The sequence below is a fragment of the Bifidobacterium asteroides genome (assembly GCF_003202695.1).
Lineage (GTDB): Bacteria > Actinomycetota > Actinomycetes > Actinomycetales > Bifidobacteriaceae > Bombiscardovia > Bombiscardovia asteroides_G.
The window spans coordinates 531,925-549,943 of the sequence record NZ_QGLL01000006.1; the positions used below are offsets into that span (position 1 = coordinate 531,925).

Annotated in this window: 15 protein-coding genes and 1 tRNA gene; 5 read left to right on the top strand and 11 right to left on the bottom strand. The window is 60.5% G+C overall.

The genetic code is table 11. The features are described from left to right. The 3 genes from polA to DKK75_RS04265 form a co-directional block, all read right to left on the bottom strand. Nucleotides 1–2,889, bottom strand: a complete 2,889-nt coding sequence (gene polA, locus DKK75_RS04255; protein WP_110452192.1) for a DNA polymerase I — start codon at nucleotides 2,887–2,889, stop codon at nucleotides 1–3. Nucleotides 2,890–2,896: 7 nt separating this feature from the next. Beyond that, a complete protein-coding gene (locus DKK75_RS04260) occupies nucleotides 2,897–3,544 on the bottom strand; it encodes an ANTAR domain-containing response regulator (protein WP_110452193.1) in 648 nt (215 codons plus the stop codon). Nucleotides 3,545–3,593: 49 nt separating this feature from the next. Beyond that, nucleotides 3,594–3,667: transfer RNA gene (locus DKK75_RS04265), tRNA-Leu, on the bottom strand. Nucleotides 3,668–3,788: 121 nt separating this feature from the next. On the opposite strand from DKK75_RS04265, the gene DKK75_RS04270 reads away from it, so the two are divergent. After that, nucleotides 3,789–4,382: an NUDIX domain-containing protein gene (locus DKK75_RS04270; protein WP_110452310.1), complete on the top strand. Its 594-nt coding sequence runs from the start codon at nucleotides 3,789–3,791 to the stop codon at nucleotides 4,380–4,382. A 227-nt stretch (nucleotides 4,383–4,609) separates the two neighbouring features. Here DKK75_RS04270 and pyk read toward each other — a convergent pair whose 3' ends face one another. From pyk to DKK75_RS04300, 6 genes are all read right to left on the bottom strand, one after another. Further along, nucleotides 4,610–6,052, bottom strand: a complete 1,443-nt coding sequence (pyk, locus tag DKK75_RS04275) for a pyruvate kinase (protein WP_110452194.1) — start codon at nucleotides 6,050–6,052, stop codon at nucleotides 4,610–4,612. A 111-nt stretch (nucleotides 6,053–6,163) separates the two neighbouring features. Further along, nucleotides 6,164–7,165 carry a TerC family protein gene (locus DKK75_RS04280; RefSeq protein ID WP_110452195.1) on the bottom strand — a complete coding sequence of 334 codons (1,002 nt, stop codon included), beginning with the start codon at nucleotides 7,163–7,165 and terminating at the stop codon, nucleotides 6,164–6,166. 160 nt (nucleotides 7,166–7,325) lie between these two features. After that, on the bottom strand, nucleotides 7,326–9,437 hold the full coding sequence (gene uvrB, locus DKK75_RS04285; protein ID WP_110452196.1) for an excinuclease ABC subunit UvrB: 2,112 nt from the start codon (nucleotides 9,435–9,437) through the stop codon (nucleotides 7,326–7,328). 38 nt (nucleotides 9,438–9,475) lie between these two features. After that, nucleotides 9,476–10,123 (bottom strand): dephospho-CoA kinase, encoded by a 648-nt coding sequence (coaE, locus tag DKK75_RS04290; protein ID WP_258333146.1) that lies wholly within the window; start codon nucleotides 10,121–10,123, stop codon nucleotides 9,476–9,478. 73 nt (nucleotides 10,124–10,196) lie between these two features. Next, nucleotides 10,197–11,702 (bottom strand): 30S ribosomal protein S1, encoded by a 1,506-nt coding sequence (gene rpsA / locus DKK75_RS04295; RefSeq protein ID WP_110452197.1) that lies wholly within the window; start codon nucleotides 11,700–11,702, stop codon nucleotides 10,197–10,199. A 103-nt stretch (nucleotides 11,703–11,805) separates the two neighbouring features. Next, on the bottom strand, nucleotides 11,806–12,726 hold the full coding sequence (locus DKK75_RS04300) for a bifunctional methylenetetrahydrofolate dehydrogenase/methenyltetrahydrofolate cyclohydrolase (protein WP_110452198.1): 921 nt from the start codon (nucleotides 12,724–12,726) through the stop codon (nucleotides 11,806–11,808). 345 nt (nucleotides 12,727–13,071) lie between these two features. Here DKK75_RS04300 and DKK75_RS04305 point away from each other — a divergent pair, with 345 nt between their 5' ends. Both DKK75_RS04305 and DKK75_RS04310 read left to right on the top strand, forming a co-directional pair. Next, nucleotides 13,072–13,947, top strand: coding sequence for an ABC transporter ATP-binding protein (locus DKK75_RS04305; protein ID WP_110452199.1), 876 nt, complete (start codon nucleotides 13,072–13,074; stop codon nucleotides 13,945–13,947). Then, nucleotides 13,944–14,771 (top strand): metal ABC transporter permease, encoded by an 828-nt coding sequence (locus DKK75_RS04310; RefSeq protein ID WP_110452200.1) that lies wholly within the window; start codon nucleotides 13,944–13,946, stop codon nucleotides 14,769–14,771. Before DKK75_RS04305 ends, DKK75_RS04310 begins: the two co-directional genes overlap by 4 nt. Nucleotides 14,772–14,777: 6 nt before the next feature. On the opposite strand, the gene DKK75_RS04315 is transcribed toward DKK75_RS04310, so the two are convergent. Continuing rightward, nucleotides 14,778–15,257 (bottom strand): 2-C-methyl-D-erythritol 2,4-cyclodiphosphate synthase, encoded by a 480-nt coding sequence (locus tag DKK75_RS04315; protein WP_110452201.1) that lies wholly within the window; start codon nucleotides 15,255–15,257, stop codon nucleotides 14,778–14,780. Between the two features lie 14 nt (nucleotides 15,258–15,271). Continuing rightward, entirely contained in the window at nucleotides 15,272–15,892 is a 621-nt protein-coding gene (locus tag DKK75_RS04320; protein WP_110452202.1) for a CarD family transcriptional regulator, read from the bottom strand. 223 nt (nucleotides 15,893–16,115) lie between these two features. On the opposite strand from DKK75_RS04320, the gene DKK75_RS04325 reads away from it, so the two are divergent. Together DKK75_RS04325 and DKK75_RS04330 are read left to right on the top strand one after the other, a co-directional pair. After that, entirely contained in the window at nucleotides 16,116–16,847 is a 732-nt protein-coding gene (locus DKK75_RS04325; protein ID WP_110452203.1) for a response regulator transcription factor, read from the top strand. A gap of 17 nt (nucleotides 16,848–16,864) precedes the next feature. Further along, nucleotides 16,865–17,995 carry a sensor histidine kinase gene (locus tag DKK75_RS04330; protein ID WP_110452204.1) on the top strand — a complete coding sequence of 377 codons (1,131 nt, stop codon included), beginning with the start codon at nucleotides 16,865–16,867 and terminating at the stop codon, nucleotides 17,993–17,995. Nucleotides 17,996–18,019 lie beyond the last annotated feature (24 nt).

An 18,019-nucleotide genomic window follows, 5' to 3' on the forward strand; every position in this document is an offset into this window, starting at 1 on the left:
TCAGTGAGCGGCCAGCTCCCAGTCCTGGCCGATACCGGTGGACACGTCCAGGGGCACGGCCAATTCAACGGCATGCTCCATGGAATCCTTGACCAGCTTGGTGGCCTTGTCGGTTTCGCCGGGAGCAATTTCCACCACCAATTCATCGTGGATCTGCAGGGATATGCGACTCTTCAGCCCCTGATCCGACAAGGCGCGGCTGGCCTTGATCATGGCGATCTTCATGATGTCGGCGGCCGACCCCTGGATCGGCGCATTCAGGGCGCCCCTCTCAGCAGCCTCGCGGGTGGGACGGCGCTTGGAGCGCAATCCGGGGAAGTAGCGCCGTCGGCCAAACATGGTCTCGGTGTAGCCCTTCTCCCGGGCATCCGCCACTAGGGATTCCAGGTATTCATGGACCTTGCCGAAGGTGGCGAAGTACTTGGAGCGCAGCACATCGGCTGCTGCTGGACTGATCTTGAGCTGCTGGGCCAAGCCGTATGTGCTCAGTCCATAGGCCAGTCCGTAGCTCATGGCCTTCACGTGGGAGCGCTGATCCCCGGTGACTTCCTCCATGGGGATGTCATAGACCAGGCTGGCCACGTACCGATGAAAGTCAGCGCCGGACTTGAAAGCCTCGATCAATGCCTGGTCTCCGGAAAGATGGGCCATGATCCGCAGCTCCACCTGGGAGTAATCCGAAGAGAGCAAGGCCTCGTATCCGCTTCCGGGAACGAAGGCCGAACGAATCTCGCGGCCCCGCGCATCCCTGTTGGGGATGTTCTGCAGGTTGGGATCCACCGAGCTCAATCGGCCAGTGGCAGCCACGGTCTGCTCATAAGTGGTGTGCAGCCGTCCATCCCGAGGATTGACCGCCTCGCGCAAGGTCTGCACGATCTGTTTGAGCTTGTTGGTCTCCCTGTGCTTGAGCAGCGCGCCCAAAAAGTCGTTGGCCCGCTCATTGTTGACCGACTTGATATACAGGTCCTGCAGGACCGAAACATTGGTCGAGTAGGAGCCGGTCTTGGTTTTATGGGTAGGAACCAGGCCCATGTCATCGAACAGCACCTTGCTCAGCTGCTTCGGGCTCTGCAGATTGACCTTGCTGCCAGCCTTCTCCCAGGCGATTTCCTGAGCCTGATGGGCCTCAGCGGCGAACCGGTCATACATATCCTTCAGACGGGCATCATCCACCTTCGCGCCCTCAGTCTCCATCTGCGCCAGAACTGCGGAAGTGGGCAGCTCTATGGTGCGCAAGAGGCCATACTGGTGACGCTCGTCAATGAGCACCTGCAGCCGCTCGGAAAGCATCATAACGTACTGCGCCTGGCGAAGAGTCCGAGTCACCTGTGTTGGTTCCTCTTCATCCTCTCGCCCGTCCAAGGCCAGAGAACCCTGGGTAGCCTGAGGCTCTTCATCTACTGTGATATCCAAAAAATGAGCGACGGCGTGTTCCAAATTATCAGCATGAAAATCAGGCTGCGCCAGGTAGCCTGCCAGCTTGGTGTCAAACAACGGCAAGGGCATGCTCAGCCCCTGACTCTCAAGCAGGTGCAGGTGCTCCTTGTAGCCATGGACCACGCAGGTGCCGATCCGCTGGTCGATCAGCTCCTGGATGGCCTTGCGCATGGCTTCGTCAATATCTTCCGCCTTCAGGATCAGACCATGACCGTCCATGGATAGAATGGCAAGCTCTTCCAGGCCGTAGTCACCATGATTGGCCCAGCCCACGGCATGAAGAACCCAGTGCTCCTTCATTGCTTCGCTGCACCGCATGGCATTCTGGTCGAAGTCGCCAATGTCCTTGATTTTGTCCAGGGAAGCGGCCATGGCATTGACATGGTCCGCCGAGTGTCGGCAAAGGGCCTTATCCGGCAGATGCTTGTCGCACCAGTCCCGCAGCTGGTCGGCACTCTCCGCCTGATCACGCTTCGGCTGTATGAATTCCTCCTGCTTATTGGTGACATCAACCTGAGCGGAGGTTGGAGAGTAATCAGCAACCGTGTTGAATCCGCGCAAGATCTTCTTGCGTGTCTGCTGGCCGAACTGCAACTGTTCGAATATAGGCAGAACTTGATCCATATGAATGGTGCCGAAACGCAGATCCCCCACTTTCACGCCCAGGTCAAGATCGCGCACTAGGGCATTGACCTTCCGGTTAAGCCTCACTTGATCAGCGTTCTCTGCCAGGGCCTGGCCCTTCTTGCCGCCGATTTCGTCGGCGTGCTCCAGAATGGAATCCAGCGATCCGTACTTGTTGATCCACTTGGCGGCATAACCGTCACCAACGCCAGGCACGCCAGGAATGTTGTCAGCGCCCTCGCCGCGCATGGCAGCCAGATCCGGATACTGCTCCGGGGAGACCTTGTAGCGGTCCTTGATGGCCTCGGGCGTCATGTGCTTGAGGTTCTTGAAGTGGTGGCCCGGGTAAAGCACCGTGATGTCGTCGTCCACCAGCTGGAAGGCATCCCTGTCTCCCGACAGAACCAGGGTCTTGAATCCAGCCTGCTCCCCCATAGTTGCCAGTGTGCCGATGATGTCATCACCCTCGTAGCCAGGCTTTTCGATATAGGTGATGCCCAGACCCTTGAGCAGGTCCTGGATCAGGGGCAGCTGGCTCAGCAATTCCTTGGGTGCTGCCTCACGGGTGCCCTTGTACTGAGGGAGCATATCATTGCGGAAGGTGCCACCCTTGACGTCAAAGGCTACACCCATATGGGTGGGCTTCTCCTTGGCCATGACATCCGCAAGCATGGTGGCAAATCCCCATACTGCGTTAGTGGGCTGTCCGGTCGAGGTTGTGAAGCTCTCGACGGGTAGGGCATAGAAGGCCCGGAAGGCCAGCGAATGTCCATCGACGACCAGCAGGGTGCGGCCGTCCTTGTCCTGCTTCTTCGTCTGGTCTTCCATAGAAGGGCTAACGGTCGTTCTGATTGGCCACGTTGTTGATGACGACGTCGGCCACTTCCTGCATGGTCAGTCTGCGATCCATGGAAGTCTTCTGGATCCAGCGGAAGGCCTCGGACTCGGTCATGCCCATGCTCTCCATGAGCAGGCCCTTGGCTCTATCCACCCGCTTGCGGGCTTCGAAACGGGCCTTCATGTCGGTGACCTCGTCCTTCAGGGCGTTGATCTGATCAAAGCGAGAGATGGCTACTTCAAGAGCCGGCAGCAGCTTTTCCGGGGCGAATGGCTTGACCACATAGGCCATGGCACCGGCATCAGCCGCCTTCTCAACAAGGCTCTGCTGGGAAAATGCCGTCAGCATAACCACCGGGGCCAAGTTTTCCTTGCCTATCTCAGTGGCGGCCGTAATGCCGTCAGTGCCGGGCATCTTCACATCCATAACCACTACGTCTGGTCTCAGCTCGCGGGTCAGATCAATGGCCTCCTGGCCGCTGGCCGCCTGACCGACCACGTCATAGCCGGCATCCTCGAGAGCTTCAACGGTATCGAGCCTGATCAAAGCCTCATCCTCCGCCACAACCACGGTCCGCCCTTCGGGGGACTCGCTGCGGTTCTTACTCTCTGAAGCCACTTTCAACCTCGTTTCCTGAAAGTCCATCTGTACGTCACCGGACGACCGATGAGGACGGATGGGGTTCGCTTTATCGTGCCCCCGGTGAGACTCGAACTCACACTGCACGGATTTTGAGGCCGTTTCCTCTGCCAATTGGGATACGGGGGCTTTTCATCACCACAGAGAATCTACCATACTTTGGCGACGACGCAAGGTTATTCGTGTTGAATCTGCCTTAGAATGAAGACAGTTATGTATACAGGCACATCAGCAGTCGAAGGAGAGCATGATGACCACTCAGATCTATCGGCGGTTCGATCCTTGGCGCACCTCCCCCGTCCAGGAGAAGGCCCGCAAGCAGATCATGGACAGCCACTATTTCAGCGTCGACAGGGTCACCTATGAATCCAGCGACAACCAGACTTTCGATCGCAGCATCGTCAGCGAAAAGCATGGGGACACCATAGCAGTCCTGGCCATCACCGACGACGGACGAATACCCCTGGTCGAGCAGTACCGTCTGCCCACCCACCGCTGGACCCTTGAGCTGCCCGCCGGCCACCCGCTCAACGATAAGGAAGCCCCCATTGATGTAGCCACCAGACGACTGCGCGAAGAGGCCGGATACAAGGCTGCCTCCTTTAACCAGTTCGCCAGATTCATCAATACTCCCAGCTTCTCCACCCAGCACACCACGCTTTTCTATGCCGAAGGCCTGACCCCGGTCCAGCCTTCCAGCCTTGCACCAGAAACCCCCCACCAGAATGTGCGCCTTTTCACCGTGGATGAGGCCTACGACATGGTGATCGCAGGAACCATACTGGATGCCAAAACCACCATCGCCATTCTGCGGGCCAAAATCGGACTGTCTGACCTGCACTGACAACAGCACAGGAGCAACTGACTGCTGTCAATGCTTAAGCCTGGAACAAGAGCGGCAAGCTTAGCCGGGACTGGAGCCTTCATACAACGAACCGGCGGCCTCAGCCCCCCGTCGTCCTGGGCGGAGAAAGACCACCGGTTCGTTGCATTGCAATAACAGTGTCAAATGAACCTAACGGTTAACCTGCCTGACTGACGCAAACGACAGTCAGGCAGCAAACCGGAAAGTCACTCGTTGGCGCCTACAGTGTGCACATAGATGCAGTCGGTGTTTCCCGGTTCATACTCGCCTTGAGCGCTGCTGAGCACCACCAGGCAGTCGCCGTCGGAGACCTTGCCCTGCTTCTTCAAGGTGGAGTCCACGAAAGCCATGAGACCTGCACGGTTGAAATCGTGGTAGTCCTGCTCGCACATAAAGGCCTCGGTGCCCCAGCTCAGAGCCAGCCAATGATAAGTATGCTCATCGGTGGTCAGAGCATAAATAGGGGCGGCCGGACGCTCGCGAGAGACCCGGTGCACGGTGTTGCCTGTCTGGGTGAAAGCCACAATGGCCTTGGCGTTGATCTTGTCAGCCAGGTCCACGGCGGCGGAGGAGACGGCACCAGAGTTGGACATGTCCAGGTTGCGCATACCCGGGATACGGTCAAAACCGTGGGTGGTGGCGTATTCGGAGATCCGTGCCATAGTAGCCACCGTAGTGTCGGGGTAATCGCCGACGGCGGTCTCGTTGGAGGTCATGGTGGCGTCGGCGCCATCCAGGACGGCGTTGGCGCAGTCGGAAGCCTCTGCACGGCTGGGGATGGGCGAATGAACCATGGAGCCCAGGACCTCAGTGGCGACGATGACCGGCTTGGCATACTGGCGGGCCAGCTCAATGCAGCGCTTGGTCACCAGGGGGACCTGCTCGAAGGGCATCTCCACGGCCATATCGCCGCGGGCCACCATAATGCCGTCGAAGGCCTTGACGATCTCCTCCAGGTTCTCAACGGCCTGAGGCTTCTCGATCTTGGCGACGACGGGGATGCGGCGACCCTCCTCGTCCATGATCTCGTGGGCGCGGTCGATGTCGGTGGCGAAGCGGACGAAGGACATGGCGATGATGTCAGCGCCGGTGCGGATGCCCCAACGCAGGTCCTCCTCATCCTTGGGAGTCAGCGCCGGCAGGCTTACAGCCACACCGGGCAGGTTGATGCCCTTGTGAGAGGAGACCGGACCAGCCACGACCACCTTGGTGTAAACCTGATTGCCCTCGACCTTAGTGACCTCCAGACGGACCTTGCCGTCGTCAATCAGGACAGGATCCCCCGGATGGCAGTCCCCGGGCAGACCCTTGAAGGTAGTGGAGGTTATGTGCTCGTCACCCTCGACATCATCGGTGGTGATGATGAACTCCTGGCCTTCCTTGAGGATGACCTTATCTTCGCCCTGCTCGTTCTTCTTGAACCATCCGCAACGAATCTTTGGACCCTGCAGATCAACCAGAGCAGCCACGTTGCGTCCGAGCTCCTTGCTGGCCTGACGCACGTTGTTGTAAACCTTGAGATGATCTTCAGGGGTGCCGTGAGACCGGTTGAGCCTTGCCACATCCATACCGGCCTTGACCAGCTTGGTGATGTTTTCCAACGACTCGGAAGCCGGCCCGATAGTATCGACGATTTTGGCTTTGCGCATATGCTACCTGCCTGTTCTTTTCCATGTTTACCGTTCTATTGTACAGACTCGGCGCGATGAGAACCAGTATTTTCCGTTAGCGCTAACAAACCTTGTGATCCAAGGCTTTGCCTATTGCTTATCTCCATGTGAATCTGTTTCAGAGGATGCCAAACGACTCTTGATCACTGAAGCCAAGGCGGCAATGCCTACAGCCAGAACGATGACCAATAGGGAGACCCCAGTCGGGATATCCGGCACGGCTGTCAGAGGCCGTCCGCCATTGATGAAGGGCAGCGTGTTGCCGTGCAAAGCTTCCAGAATCAGCTTGACCCCGATGAAGGCCAGGACCACAGCCAGCCCTAGAGGCAGATACTCCAGCTTGTCCAGTAGGGAACCCAGCAGGAAGTAGAGCTGCTGAAGGCCCAGCAGGGCGAAGACATTGGACGTGAAGACGATGAAGGGATCCTTGGTCAGCCCGAAGATGGCAGGAATGGAATCGAACGCGAACATGACATCGGTGGTGCCGATGGCCAGGAAGACCACCAGCATAGGAGTGAAGTAGCGCTTGCCCTCAAAGGTGGTCCGCAGATGTTCACCGTCGTAGTGGCTGGTAATGGGGATGACACGGCGCAAAACTCTGATCATCCCGTTCTCGTGGTACTCCTCCTGCTTGCCCCGGCTGGATACCATGTTCCAAGCGGTATAAAGCAGGAAGAAGCCGAAAATGAAGAAGACCCAGGTAAAGCGGGTAATCAGCGCAGTCCCGGCTAGGATGAACACCCCGCGCAGCAGCAAGGCAATGGTGATGCCGATGCTGAGCACATAGCGCTGAAGACGCAATGGCACAGCGAAATTGGTCATGATAATGACGAAGACGAAGAGGTTGTCGATGCTGAGGGAGTACTCGGTCAGCCAGCCCGAGTAGAACTCTATGGCCGGCTTGGACCCGGCCACCTTCCATATCAGCGCCCCGAAGATCAGGGCCATGACCACGAAGAAGCCGATGTGCAGCACGCATTCGCCGGTCGAAGGCACATGTGGCCGCCGCCCGATCACCAGAAGATCGACCACTAGGAAGACAGCCAGCACAACCAGGCTCACAACCATGAACGGCAGAGGTGTTTCAGACATATTATCTGACTCTAGCGGCAAGATATGACGTGCTCATCTCCCCGTCTGCATGTCTGATCATCCTTTCCGACGGCGCTCTGTAGTTCAGGCCTGTGATGCTCTTGCCGGACATCACAGGCTCGCAATAAGGTCGAAGCTGGCCACTGACCAAGGGCCGAACTTACTTTTTAGCCTCGGTCATCTGCCGAAGCTCCCTCTTCAAATCCTTGATTTCGTCGCGCAGGCGGGCTGCAAGTTCGAACTGCAGCTGTTGCGCAGCCGTGTGCATCTGGTCGCTTAGCTGACGAATCAGGTCGGCAAGATCCTGCGCAGGCAGACCGGCCTGGAGGATCTCCTGATGCCGCTTGTCGGCCTCCTCCTTGTCGTAGAGGGGCACGCCCAGGTGAGAGTTGCCGGCCTTGTTAGCGTTGCGATAGCCGCCTGCAAGCAGGGTCTGAGTGTCCACATCCTCCTTGGCCAGCATGTCGTTGACGTCGCTGATCTTCTTGATCAGCGGCTTGGGATCCACACCGTGTTCCTTGTTGTAGGCGATCTGCTTGGCCCGACGACGGTTGGTCTCGCTGATGGCCTTCTCCATGGAGTCGGTGACCTCGTCGGCGTACATGATGACCTTGCCGGACACGTTCCTGGCCGCACGACCGATGGTCTGGATCAGGGAGCGGTAGGAGCGCAGGAAGCCCTCTTTATCCGCATCCAGGATGGCCACGAGGGAGACCTCAGGCAGGTCCAGCCCCTCGCGCAGGAGGTTGATGCCCACGATGACGTCGATCTTGCCCTCGCGAAGCTCCCGCAGGAGCTCCACACGCCGCAGGGTGTCCACGTCAGAGTGCAGGTACTCCACCTTGATGTCGCGCTCCAGCAGGTAGTCGGTCAGGTCCTCGGCCATCTTCTTGGTCAGCGTGGTCACCAGGACCCGCTCATGGCGGTCCACCCGCGTCTTGATCTCGTCCAGGAGGTCATCCACCTGGCCCTTGACCGGCCTGACCTCCACCTCGGGATCCAGCAGACCTGTGGGCCGGATGACCTGCTCCACCACACCGTCTGACAGACCAATCTCATAGTCGCCAGGAGTAGCCGACAGATAAACGGTCTGACCGACCTTGTCCAGAAACTCGGGCCACTTCAGCGGACGGTTGTCCATAGCCGAAGGCAGGCGGAAGCCGTGCTCCACCAGGGTCCGCTTGCGACTGGCATCACCCTCGTACATGGCACCGATCTGGGGAACGGTCACATGGGACTCGTCGATGACCAGCAGGAAGTCGTCAGGGAAAAAGTCAAGCAAGGTGTGGGGCGGCGTTCCAGGTTCGCGTCCATCGAAATGTCTGGAGTAGTTCTCCACTCCGGAGCAGGTGCCGATCTGGGTGAGCATCTCCAGATCATAGGTGGTACGCATGGTCAGCCTCTGAGCCTCCAGCTCCTTGCCCTGCTTACGCAGCTGGCCCACACGCCAGTCCAGCTCCTCCTTGATGGTCTTCAGTGCGCGCTCCATCCGCTCGGGACCGGCCACATAGTGGGAGGCTGGGAAGATGTGCACTGAGGACTCATGGGCGATTTCGTCCCCGGTCAGCGGGTGCAGCGTGGAGATGCGGTCAATCTCGTCGCCGAAGAATTCGATGCGTACGGCCAGCTCTTCATATACGGGGATAATCTCAACCGTATCTCCTCGCACGCGGAAGGTGCCTCGAGTGAAGGCGATGTCATTGCGCTTGTACTGCATGTCCACGAACTTGCGCAGCAGATCGTCCCGGTTGATCCGGTCCCCCTCGTGCAGGAAGAGCATGCGTCCGGCGTACTCTTCGGGCGTTCCCAGGCCGTAGATGCAGGAGACCGTGGCCACCACCACGCAGTCGCGCCTGGTCAGCAGGTTGGCTGTGGCGGCATGCCGAAGACGCTCCACATCATCGTTGATGTTGGAGTCCTTCTCGATATAGGTGTCCGTCTGGGGGATGTAGGCCTCAGGCTGGTAGTAGTCGTAGTAGGAGACGAAGTAGGAGACAGCATTGTCGGGCATGAGCTCGCGGAACTCGGCACAGAGCTGTGCAGCCAGTGTTTTGTTGGGCTCCAAGATCAGGGTGGGCCGCTGCAGGCGCTCGATCAGCCAGGCCGTGGTCGCGGTCTTTCCGGTGCCGGTGGCTCCCATGAGCACCACATCGTTCTCGCCATTCTCAATCCGAGTGGCCAGCTCCTCGATGGCTTCTGGCTGATCGCCGGAAGGCTTATAGGGAGACTTGACCACGAAGGGCTTGTCGGTCCGCTCAATGTTGAACCCCATGAAACTCCCTTCCAGGATGCGTCGTTTGCCAAGACCCGTCAGTAACTGCGTGAGGATCCCTTGGCCAAGGCCTTCAACTCTTCATATATTCTATCAACAGACTCGAACATTTGTTCGATAGGCTGGGATCCGTCCACCAGCAGATCAGCCTGAGCGCGTCGGGAACTGCTGCTGGTCTGGGAACCGATGCGCTCAACAGCCTGGCTCGGCGTCATATGCCGCTGATTCACCATACGCGCAATTCTCACCTGGCTTGGAGCTTCTACCAGCAGAACCCTGTCGAAATGAAAAGGAATGGCTGAGCCTACCTCGGTCAGCAGGGGCACCTCATGGACCACCACCTCGGAGCCGTCCAGCCATGGCTGCTCGACCTTTGCGGCCAGGTCATAGACCAGCGGGTGAATGAGGTCGTCCAGATCCTTGCGATCCCGGTCGGCCGTCGGCCCCCCAAAGACCCGTGCCGCCAGGGCTGACCTGTCCACTCCCCCCTGATCGTCCCCGCAGTCCGCTCCAAAGCGCTCCAGAACGGGCTTCACGCCCGTTCCGCCCGGAGCGATGACCTCATGGGAGAGCCGGTCGTAGTCGATGATCCTGGCCCCGTCCTGAGCCAGCCGAGCAGCCACAGTGCTCTTGCCAGCCGCTATCCCGCCGGTCAATCCCACACGTATCATCCCGACCTCCCACATGTAGCTGTTATGACAGCACATACAAATGGAGGGGCCCGACCGAGGCCGGACCCCTCCATTCACTGCTTAACGCTCACTTCTTTTCCTTGAGCAGCTGCTCGCGCAAGGCGGCCAGCTGGTCGTCGGAGGCCAGAGTGCCCTCGGAGCTGGACTCCGAGCTGTAGTTGGTGGTCTCCTCGGAGCTCTGACGGTGAGAGTGAGAACCAGAGGCAGGCGTCTGAGAGGACCTGCTGTCCTCCGCAGCTGAAGCCTCGGCGTTCTCCAGCTCCTTGGCCACGAAGGCCTTGTGCTGCTCCCAGAGGTCGTGGGCGGCCGCATACTGGGACTCCCACTCCTCCCGCTGCTTCTCGTAGCCGGCGATCCACTCGTTGCTCTCGGGGTCGAAGCCCTCGGGATACTTGTAGTTGCCGTCCTCGTCGTACTCGGCGGGCATGCCGTAGATGGCCGGATCGAAGTCCTCGGAGGTCGGATCGACGGAGTCGTCGGCCTGCTTGAGCGACAGGGAGATACGGCGACGATCCAGATCGACATCGATGACCTTGACGAAGATCTCCTCGCCCTGCTTGACCACGGTCTCGGGGTTCTCCACGTGGCGGTTGGCCAGCTCGGAGATGTGGACCAGGCCCTCGATGCCGTCCTCGACGGAGACGAAGACACCGAACTGCACGATCTTGGTGACCTTGCCCTTGACGATCTGTCCGGGCACGTGGGTCCGGGCGAAGCGCTGCCAGGGGTCTTCCTGGGTGGCCTTGAGGGACAGCGAGATGCGCTCGCGGTCCATATCGACATCCAGCACCTCGACAGTGACCTTGTCGCCCACCTTGACGACCTCGCTGGGGTGATCGATGTGCTTCCAGGAGAGCTCGGAAACGTGGATCAGGCCGTCCACGCCACCCAGGTCGACAAAGGCGCCGAAGTTGACGATGGAGCTGACCGTGCCTTCGCGGATCTGGCCCTTCTTGAGCTGGGCCATGAAGGTCTCGCGCACCTCGGACTGGGTCTCCTCCAAGTACTGGCGGCGGGAGAGGACCACATTGTTGCGGTTCTTGTCCAGCTCCAGGATCTTGGCCTTGATCTTCTGCCCGATGTAGGGAGACAGGTCGCGCACGCGGCGCATCTCGACCAGTGATGCGGGCAGGAAGCCACGCAGACCGATGTCGACGATGAGTCCGCCCTTGACGGCCTCGATGACGGTGCCCTCGACGACTCCGTCAGCATCCTTGATCTTCTCGATGTCGCCCCAGGCACGCTCGTACTGAGCGCGCTTCTTGGACAGGATCAGGCGCCCTTCCTTGTCCTCCTTGGTGACGACCAGAGCCTCGATGGTGTCACCGACCTGGACCACGTCGTCGGGATCGACATCCTTCTTGATGGAAAGCTCGCGGGAGGGAATCACGCCCTCGGTCTTGTAGCCGATGTCCAGCAGAACCTCGTCATGGTCGATCTTGACGACCGTCCCCTCGACCAGATCCCCATCGTCGAAGTTCTTGATGGTGGAATCGACTGCTTTGATGAAGTCTTCCTCGGATCCGATGTCGTTGACCGCGACCTGAGGGACTTCCTTCTTGTTCTCTGCCATTAATTAAATTGTTTCTTGTATAGTTGGTGGATATTTTTACCGTATTGAGTTATGCGTTCCCGCCGGTAGGCGCGAACATCCTCCATGATAGGAGACACCACGGTCATTGTCGCCGGGATGCCTCGGGCGTGTCGCAGGCGAGGATTCCGGCGGCTCGCTCAGCGGAATCGACCACGTTGGCCAGGAGCATGGCGCGGGTCATCGGTCCTACACCGCCGGGATTAGGCGTATAGGCGGATGAAGACGGCCTGGCGGCCGGATCGATGTCGCCCTTGATCCGCCAGCGCCCCTCCTGCTTGTCCCAGATTCTGGAGACGCCTACATCCACCAGTACGGCACCCGGGCGAACCTGATCCGGACCGACCAGCCCGGCTCGGCCCACGGCTGCGATGATCACGTCCGCCCTGCGCAGATGAGCATCAATGTCCCTGGTGCGGGTATGACAGAGCGTCACGGTGGCGTCCACCCCGCGATTGGTCAGGAGCAGTCCGATGGTGCGCCCCACGGTCAATCCTCGACCCAGCACGCAGACCTCCTTGCCGGCGAGGTCGATCCCGTAATGGTCAAGCAGATGCAGAATACCCCGCGGGGTACAGGGCAGAGGGGTCCGCACCCGGCCGTCGGCATGCAGGACCAGCTGGCCCAGATTGTAGGGATGCATGCCGTCGGCGTCCTTGGCCGGATCGATGCGTTCGATGATCTCAGTGGGGTCCACACCATAAGGCAGGGGCAGCTGGACGATGTAGCCGGTGCAGTCAGGATCCTGGTTAAGCTGATCCACTGCAGCAAGAATCCGCTCCTTGCCGGTATCGGCGGGCAGGTCCACCCTGATCGACCGGATGCCTACCTGGCTGCAGTCACGATGCTTGCCCTCCACATATTTGAGCGAACCGGGGTCCTCCCCTACCAGGATGGTTCCCAGGCCAGGAGTGCGCCCCAAGGCTGTCAGCCTAGCCACGCGAGCGCGCAGGTCCTCCTTGAGTTCTGCAGCCGCCGCCTTTCCGTCTAGTTTCACTGCCGTCAATACATCTCCATCATCCAAGCGGGCGCAAACCCTCGTCGAATTCGTCTGAGCAAGCCTAGCGCAGATTCCTTCGCGACCGGAACCACATGTCCGAGGGACGGTCCGGACGGCGACCGCATCCATGTTGCATGCAGGCGCGCGAAAAACCGGACCTTCGATTTGACTGACTGCCAAAGCGAATGCCGCATGAGGACATAGGCGGAAACCGACCGGGTTGCAGCGCGGGCCACGATGAGAGGAAGACTTGGCTGACGAGGTTGCGCGCTACCCTTTCCCTCGTCATAATGAGAATCATGCTCAATAAGAGCAGGACCACCATCTTGAATCCCTCCCGGAAAGGACGCCATGGTTACGGACACGGATAGAACATCCACCCAGGCCTGCATCGTCTTCGACCATGCCGCCATCCGCCGATCTGGGCGGCTGATCTGGTCTGAGGGAACCTTCGCTATTCCCTCGGGGACCGTGACGGCCATCGTCGGCACCAACGGCACCGGCAAAACCAGCATGATGCAGGCCGAGCTCGGCCTGCTCCCCCTGGATGCAGGCAGTCTGCAGGTCCTGGGACAGCCAGCTGGGCAGGCCAACGACCGCATCGGCTACGTGCCTCAGAGCTACACTTCGGATATCGACTCCAACCTTACGGCCGAGCAATCCGTTCTGCTGGGGCTCACCGGCACCCGCTTCGGCATTCACCCCGTCACCCGGCAGGACCGCGAGCGCACCAGAAAGGCCATGCGCTTCGTCGGCGTGGAGGACAGGGCCCACCTGCGCCTGTCGCAGCTCTCCGGCGGCCTGCGCCAGCGGGTGGCCATCGCCCAGGCTCTGGTCTGCGATCCTGATCTGCTCATGCTCGACGAACCCCTGGCCAATCTGGACCTGGCCGGGCAGCGCGCCACCGTCCACCTGCTGGCACAGCTCAACAGCCGTCTGGGGATGACCATCCAGGTGGTGGCCCATGACCTGAACATGCTGTTGCCTGTGCTGACCGGGGCGGTCTACCTCTTGGATGGACACCCCCACTACGCCCGCATGGACGACGTGCTGGACTCGGATCTGCTCACCCACCTCTACGGCACCAAGGTGGAGGTAGTCACCACTCCCCAAGGGGACATGTTCGTGGCCCCCGACATGGACGAGCCGATCGGACCTGTCCACAATCGCTATCAACCCAGCCAGGTGGCCCGCCTGCACGAAACGGACAAGGAAAGGACCTCATGACCACATCAGTCTTCGATTCCCATTGGACGGAGATCCTCGCCGCCCCTTTCATGCGCAACGCCATGCTGGCAGGATTATGCATCGCTGTGGCCGCCGGAGCCATGGGCTACTTCACCATTGCCAGACATTCCACCTTCGCTGCCCACGCCCTGGCCCACATCGGGCTGCCTGGCGCCACAGGGGCTGTCTTGCTGGGGCTGCCGGTCTCTGTCGGCATGGGCCTATTCGCCCTGGGAGGGGCGCTGGTCATCGGAGCCCTGGGCAAGCGGGCCTCGCAGAGGGAGATCGCCACGGGCACGGTCCTGGCCTTCGCCACCGGCCTGGGACTCTTCTTCGCCAGGATGTCCAGCTCGGCATCCCAGCAAATGCAGGCCATCCTCTTTGGTTCCATCCTGACCATCACCCGAGGCCAGGTCATCGGCTTCATAATCTTCGACGCGATCCTGCTGATCCTGCTGGCCCTGATCTATCGGCCCCTGCTCTTCAGCTCCCTGGATGAGCAGGTGGCCCAGGCCCGAGGCGTGCCCATCGGGCTGATGAACCTGACCTTCATGGCCATCATGGCCGGGGTCATCACCATCGCCGTACCGGCAGTAGGGACTCTGCTCATCTTCGCCTTGGTCGTCACTCCAGCGGCCACGGCCAACATTCTGGTGGCATCTCCCCTTCGGGCCATGCTTGTATCAGGACTGATCTGCCTGGCTTCCATCTGGGGGGGCCTGGTGATTTCGGCCATGGTGCCCGCTCCTCCAAGCTTCGTCATCGTGACCCTGTCCACCCTCTTCTGGGCCCTGGCTAAAGGATGGGCGGCACTGCGCGCCTGATGCCGATCAGTCCACCAGGGCGGCAGCCATGGCGGCGATGCCCTCGTTGTGACCGGTGAACCCCATGCCATCAGTCGTGGTGGCGGTCAGCCGGACCGGTGCCCCGACGGCCTGGCTCATGGCCTGCTGGGCCAGGTGACGACGGGAAGAAACTTTGGGACGCTGGCCGATGATGACTAGGGAGGCGTTGAGCAAACTGCGGCCGTGCCCGTGCAGGCAGTCCATGGTCCTCTCCAGCATGGCTGCCCCATGCATGCCCGCCCCAAGAGCCTGTGGGCCCAAGCCGAACAAGGTGCCGATATCACCCAGGCCGGCAGCTGACAAGATGGCATCAATCAGGGCGTGGGCGGCCACATCGCCGTCAGAATCGCCTAGCAGGCCAGGAGTTCCGTCATTCCAGGGCAGGCAGGCCAGCCAGAGGGGACGTTCTCCAGTTGGATCGAAGCGATGAGCATCAAAGCCCAGTCCGACGCTTGGATCACCCACGACTGGTCCCGGCCTCAGTGCTTGGCCTTGGTCTTGCCCTTGCCCTTGGTCTTGGATGCCTCCTGAGCCACCCGTGCCAAGGTCTTGGAAGCTGGTTCCTTGGGGGATTTGGTATGGTGCTTGTCATCGCCAGGCATGGGCTCTGCATAGCCCAGATTGACGTCCAGCAGACGCTGGGCCTCGTCCTCGTCCAGCTTCTCGGACAGGGCGATCTCGGAGGTCAGAATCTTGCGGGCCTTGATCAGCATCCGCTTCTCGCCCGCCGACAGCCCGTGCTCGTCCACGTCCCGCTGAGAGAGGTCGCGCACCACTTCGGCGATCTTGTTGACCTCGCCGGTGGCTATCTTCTCCACGTTCAGCTTATAGCGGCGGGACCAGTTCATCTCCTTCTCCTCGACCACCGGGGTGCGCAGGATTTCGAAGACCTTGGCCACTGCCTTGGCGTCGACGATGTCCCTGACGCCCACCTTGGCTGCGTTCTCGACGGGAACGTTGATGACCAGCCCGTCAGAGGAGAGCACGGACAGCTGCAGGTATTTACGGGTGACGCCCTTGACGGTCCGTTCGGTGATGGCATCCACCCTGGCGGCCCCATGACGCGGATAGACGACCATGTCACCGACCTTGTAACCCATATGTCCTCCAGAACGAGTCGATAAAATACCATATAATAATGTCATCGCGCATGGACTTGCCGACGGGCGTCAGAAGACGACGCGATTCTCCGCGAGCACACTTCCCCTGGAGGCTCTGAAGACTATTCTGGAAGAAACGACGGTGGTGGAACGAATGCCAAAAGGCTCCACCCCGCATGACGACCATCGTTTTGCGGATCAGTGATCGAAGACAGAGGTAGGCATGATCAAAAACACAAGCCGCTACACTACACCCAGCACCATCCTGGTGGTTGAGGACGAACCCACCCTGGCCACCGCCATCGCCCAGCGCATCACCGCCGAAGGGTGGACGGCACGGGTGGCCTCGGATGGTGCCAGCGCCGTGCAGGCCGCATCCCAGATCAAACCTGACCTGGTCATCATGGACATCATGCTGCCCGTCATGGATGGTCTGGAGGCCACCAAGCGGATCGTGGCCGAGCGGCCGGTGCCGGTGCTGATTCTGACCGCCCGGGATGATGAGGCCGACAAGGTAACCGGTCTGGGAGCCGGCGCCGACGACTACATGACCAAGCCCTTCTCCATGCGCGAGCTGATCGCCCGCTGCAAGGCCCTTCTGCGCAGGGTGGAGCGAGCCAAGGTCATTGCCAAGAACTCCGAGAACGAGAAGGTGCTGGACTTCGGATCCCTGGTCATCGACCCGGCCCAGCGCATCGTGACCCTGCGTGGGGAGCAGATACACCTGACTCCCACCGAATTCGACCTGCTGGCCACGCTGGCCCGTCGACCCAAGTCCGTGCTCACCCGTGAGAAGCTGCTGGAGGAGGTCTGGGACTGGGTGGATGCCTCAGGCACCAGGACGGTGGATTCCCACGTCAAGGCGCTGCGCCACAAGCTGGGCTCGCAGATGATCCGTACTGTGCACGGCGTGGGATACGCCTTCGAGCCGCCCGAGGACCAGGACCAGCGGTAGCAGCTGCAGTGCAGACAATGGGCAAGGACGGCAGAAACCGGCGCAAGAGGCCTAATCTGAGTGCGCGTGTGGACCGCGAACGACCCATTGGGTCCTTCGCCTCATTGAAGGTGGAGCTGAGCGTCCTGATCATCATCTCCACAGCCATCGCCTTCGTAATGGCCTGGTTCCTGCTGAAGATGGGCTGGAGCGGCTGGATTGCCATGCCCCTGACCCTGGTGGTGGCCCTGGGGATCACCTACTTCTTCTCGCGGGGGCTCACTGCGCCCCTGCGCCAGATGCGGGATGCAGCCGAGGCCATGGCCGACGGTGACTACACGGTTCGGGTCCACGCCACGACGACCAGCCATGACGAGGTGGGACTCCTGGCCCAGTCCTTCAACGAGATGGCCGAGGAGCTCCAGCACGCCGACCAGATGCGCCGTGACATGGTGGCCAATGTCAGCCACGAGCTGCGCACCCCTGTCTCGGCTCTGCAGGCCATGGTGGAGAACATGGCGGACGGAGTGACCGACCCCACGCCAGCCAACCTGGAAGGGATTCTGGAGCAGACCCACCGCCTGTCCGACCTGATCGCCTTCCTGCTGGACCTGTCGAGGATGGAGGCCGGGGCCGCCAGCCTGCAGATCGAGGACTTCGACTTCGGGGACTTCATTGACGAGACCCTTCAGCCCCTGGTCATAGCCGATGCCGGGCATGCCCACGACATCCAGGTTGATCTGGAGAAGGGCCTGAGAATGGAGGGCGACCAGGACCGGCTGCGCCAGCTCTTCACCAACGTCATCAGCAACGCCCTGAAGCACTCGGCCGACAGCACTACCGTGCTGATCCAGGCCCACGAGGACCGGCAGCACGAGGCCATAGTCACCAACGTGGTCAACTTCGGCTCGCAGATACCTCCCGAGGCCCGCACCGACATCTTCCGGCGCTTCGTCAAGGGCAAGGCCGGACCGGGCACGGAGTCGGGAGGCACCGGGCTGGGGTTGTCCATCGCCCGGTGGGCGGCTCAGCTGCATGGAGGACAAGTGCAGGTGGTGGACGATCCGCGCGGAGCGGACTTCGAGATCACCCTGCCCAGATACCACCGCGATCCCGACGAGGACGAGGTGGACGGGGACCGCTCCGGCGGGTCCGACGCGCCGCATTGACGGGGAGGCGAACTTCGACTCATA

What these genes read in the sequence shown, in the direction of transcription:
- DKK75_RS04330 (WP_110452204.1), top strand. Translation starts at nt 16,865, where the DNA reads ATGGGCAAGGACGGCAGAAACCGGCGCAAGAGGCCTAATCTGAGTGCG.
- DKK75_RS04320 (WP_110452202.1), bottom strand. Translation starts at nt 15,892, where the DNA reads ATGGGTTACAAGGTCGGTGACATGGTCGTCTATCCGCGTCATGGGGCC.
- DKK75_RS04325 (WP_110452203.1), top strand. Translation starts at nt 16,116, where the DNA reads ATGATCAAAAACACAAGCCGCTACACTACACCCAGCACCATCCTGGTG.
- DKK75_RS04310 (WP_110452200.1), top strand. Translation starts at nt 13,944, where the DNA reads ATGACCACATCAGTCTTCGATTCCCATTGGACGGAGATCCTCGCCGCC.
- DKK75_RS04270 (WP_110452310.1), top strand. Translation starts at nt 3,789, where the DNA reads ATGACCACTCAGATCTATCGGCGGTTCGATCCTTGGCGCACCTCCCCC.
- DKK75_RS04305 (WP_110452199.1), top strand. Translation starts at nt 13,072, where the DNA reads ATGGTTACGGACACGGATAGAACATCCACCCAGGCCTGCATCGTCTTC.
- uvrB (WP_110452196.1), bottom strand. Translation starts at nt 9,437, where the DNA reads ATGGGGTTCAACATTGAGCGGACCGACAAGCCCTTCGTGGTCAAGTCT.
- coaE (WP_258333146.1), bottom strand. Translation starts at nt 10,123, where the DNA reads ATGTGGGAGGTCGGGATGATACGTGTGGGATTGACCGGCGGGATAGCG.
- rpsA (WP_110452197.1), bottom strand. Translation starts at nt 11,702, where the DNA reads ATGGCAGAGAACAAGAAGGAAGTCCCTCAGGTCGCGGTCAACGACATC.
- DKK75_RS04280 (WP_110452195.1), bottom strand. Translation starts at nt 7,165, where the DNA reads ATGTCTGAAACACCTCTGCCGTTCATGGTTGTGAGCCTGGTTGTGCTG.
- polA (WP_110452192.1), bottom strand. Translation starts at nt 2,889, where the DNA reads ATGGAAGACCAGACGAAGAAGCAGGACAAGGACGGCCGCACCCTGCTG.
- pyk (WP_110452194.1), bottom strand. Translation starts at nt 6,052, where the DNA reads ATGCGCAAAGCCAAAATCGTCGATACTATCGGGCCGGCTTCCGAGTCG.
- DKK75_RS04260 (WP_110452193.1), bottom strand. Translation starts at nt 3,544, where the DNA reads ATGGACTTTCAGGAAACGAGGTTGAAAGTGGCTTCAGAGAGTAAGAAC.